The organism is Bacillus sp. AG4(2022), assembly GCF_031844465.1.
GTDB lineage: Bacteria > Bacillota > Bacilli > Bacillales > Cytobacillaceae > Bacillus_AB > Bacillus_AB infantis.
In genome coordinates this window covers 1-2,654 of the sequence record NZ_JAUZVH010000023.1, presented here as the reverse complement: position 1 = coordinate 2,654, position 2,654 = coordinate 1, and the positions used below count along the sequence as shown (strand labels likewise).

2 protein-coding genes are annotated in these 2,654 nt (G+C 38.6%); one reads left to right on the top strand and one right to left on the bottom strand.

The features are described from left to right. Positions 1–120: 120 nt before the first annotated feature. On the bottom strand, positions 121–681 hold the full coding sequence (locus Q9R36_RS26060) for a recombinase family protein (RefSeq protein WP_072501987.1): 561 nt from the start codon (positions 679–681) through the stop codon (positions 121–123). A 739-nt stretch (positions 682–1,420) separates the two neighbouring features. Here Q9R36_RS26060 and Q9R36_RS26055 point away from each other — a divergent pair. Next, the gene (locus Q9R36_RS26055; protein WP_066154501.1) at positions 1,421–2,560 is read left to right on the top strand and encodes a zinc-dependent alcohol dehydrogenase; all 1,140 of its coding nucleotides are present in this window, start codon (positions 1,421–1,423) and stop codon (positions 2,558–2,560) included. Positions 2,561–2,654: the final 94 nt, after the last annotated feature.

Here is a 2,654-nt window from a genome sequence, read left to right as displayed (position 1 = left end):
TGTCACTTTAATCGGTAAATTGCACCTGTTTTAAGTGCTATTTTGCACTTCAAAATACGCCTATTCTAAACAATAAAAGCACTTATCCAAGCTGTGAGCTGGTAACAAGTGCTTTACGTTTTATTTTAGAGGTTTTTCCAAATAGCGATAAATGGTTGTTCGAGATACGCCCCATTTTTCCGCCACATCTTTAATTGATGTACCATTTTCAATGAGCGATTTCATCATTTCAATATCTTTCGCTTCCAGTTTCTCCGGACGTCCCCCAAGACGACCACGCGCTCTAGCTGCTGCTCGTCCTGCTGCTGAGCGTTCCTCGATCAGATTCCGTTCAAATTCTGCAAAGGCTGCGAAGAGGTGGAACATTAATTGCCCCGTTGCGTTGCTTTTGTCCATCGTTAGGTTTTCTTGCAGGCTGTGAAAGCCCACACCTCGTTCGTTCAAAGTATTCACAATCTGTATTAAGTCCTGCATGTTGCGACCAAGACGATCTAATCGCCAAACAACAATGGTATCGCCTTCACGTGCATATTGAAGTGCTTCCTCCAAGCCAGGGCGCTGCTTTTTCGCTCCACTCATCTTATCGTGAAAGATTTTTCCACAGCCATGTTGCGTTAACGCATCCATTTGTAAATCTAAATTTTGTAACCCTGTCGAAACGCGCGCATATCCAATTAACACCAGTAATCACTCTTTTCTCATTTTTCCTTTAAGTTCATTGTAACATAAGATAGAATTCAATATGTTATTGAACATAGAATAATGAACAGAGTTTTGTAACACCTATAGCCTTAAAAAACATTCATTTCAACGGATATCTGAGTGTGTTCAGAAAAGGACGAGTTTTAGAACACATAGAGTAGCATAAGTAGTGGTCATGTTAGATTTTGGAACATGAAGAGTAAAATAAAAAGCGCTGATAATTCCGAATAACCGGGTATGTACACTTTTTGCTTTTTATACAAAATGAGCAATAGATGTAAAAAAAACCCGTTGTTAGACGGATGCAGTAAATGGGGACCATCGCTGAGCTGTAATTTCTTGTATACATTAAAGTAGTAGTAACCGAAATGGCACAAGTCCCTATAGCTGCATAAACCAAAAATGTAGGGAGCCAAAGTCAAAACGCTTTCACATCTAAAACTTATAAATTTTTGACGCACAGATTTTTAGATTTATTTTAACTGTTCTCTCAAAGATTGTTGCTATCGTGCATAATTTAGGCATTTGAAAAGGCGTACCTCTGATAATAGATTAGTACGCCTTTTCCATCTCATTTTTAATGTCAAAGCGGGAGTCGAACTGAAGCAAACGCCCTATTTAGTCAAATAGAACTAAAAATAAATAAAAAAACATATAAATTTCTTCAATGGGTATATTATATACAAGTTATATCAATTTATAGTAGGAGGTTTTACTTGTGAAAGCAGTTACTTTTCAAGGTTCCAAGGATATGCAAGTGAAAGAAGTTCCAGATGCGAAGCTTCAACAAAAAGACGATATTGTCGTGCGCATTACATCAACAGCGATATGCGGATCTGACTTACATATTTATCAAGGTGCCCTGCCAGCTGAAAAAGATTACGTAGTTGGCCACGAGCCTATGGGTATTGTAGAAGAAGTAGGGCCAGAGGTAACAAAAGTGAAGAAAGGGGACAGAGTTGTCATACCGTTTAATATTTCGTGTGGCAGCTGTTTCTATTGTCAGCATGATTTGGAGAGCCAATGCGATAATTCTAATCCAAATCCAGAAATTGATACAGGCGGATATTTTGGATTTACGGAGCGTTACGGTAATCATCCAGGTGGACAAGCTGAATATTTGCGTGTTCCTTATGGGAATTTTATGCCTTTTGTAATTCCTGAATCTGTTGAACTTGAAGATGAAGCATTACTGTTTATGTCTGATGTACTACCAACTGCTTATTGGAGCATTGAAAGTGCAGGGGTAAAAAAAGGGGATACAGTTGCCGTACTCGGCTGTGGACCGGTTGGGTTAATGGCGCAAAAGTTTGCATGGATGAAAGGCGCAAAAAGAGTCATTGCGGTCGATAATCTTCCATATAGGCTTGAACGTGCCAAAAAAATGAACAATGTTGAAATTTATAATTTTGATGAATTTGATGATATGGGTTCCCATATTAAAGAAATCACAAATGGCGGTGTAGACGCAGTCATTGACTGCGTAGGGATGGATGGTAAAAAAACACCCCTCGAAGCTGCCGAACAAAAGATGAAGCTTATTGGTGGAACAATTAGCCCGATCAAAATCGGTATGAATGCTGTGAGAAAATTTGGAACGTTGCAGCTGACTGGGGTCTACGGGTCCAAATATAACCAGTTCCCTTTAGGGAATATATTTGAAAGAAATGTACAAATAAAAATGGGCCAAGCACCTGTCATACATTACATGCCAATGCTCTTTAAAATGATTACGTCGGGAGAGTTGGACCCAACAGAAATCGTCTCTCATAAAATGCGTCTAGACCAGGCGAGCGAAGCCTATCAAATCTTTAATGATCACGAAGATGAGTGTGTCAAAGTCATTCTTCAACCCTAATCTTACTATACACTTCCAGATTGTATTATAACCAATAGTATACTTTTTATCACTATGTAAAAGTAAAGTGTGTACTTACAAAATAATGCTATAT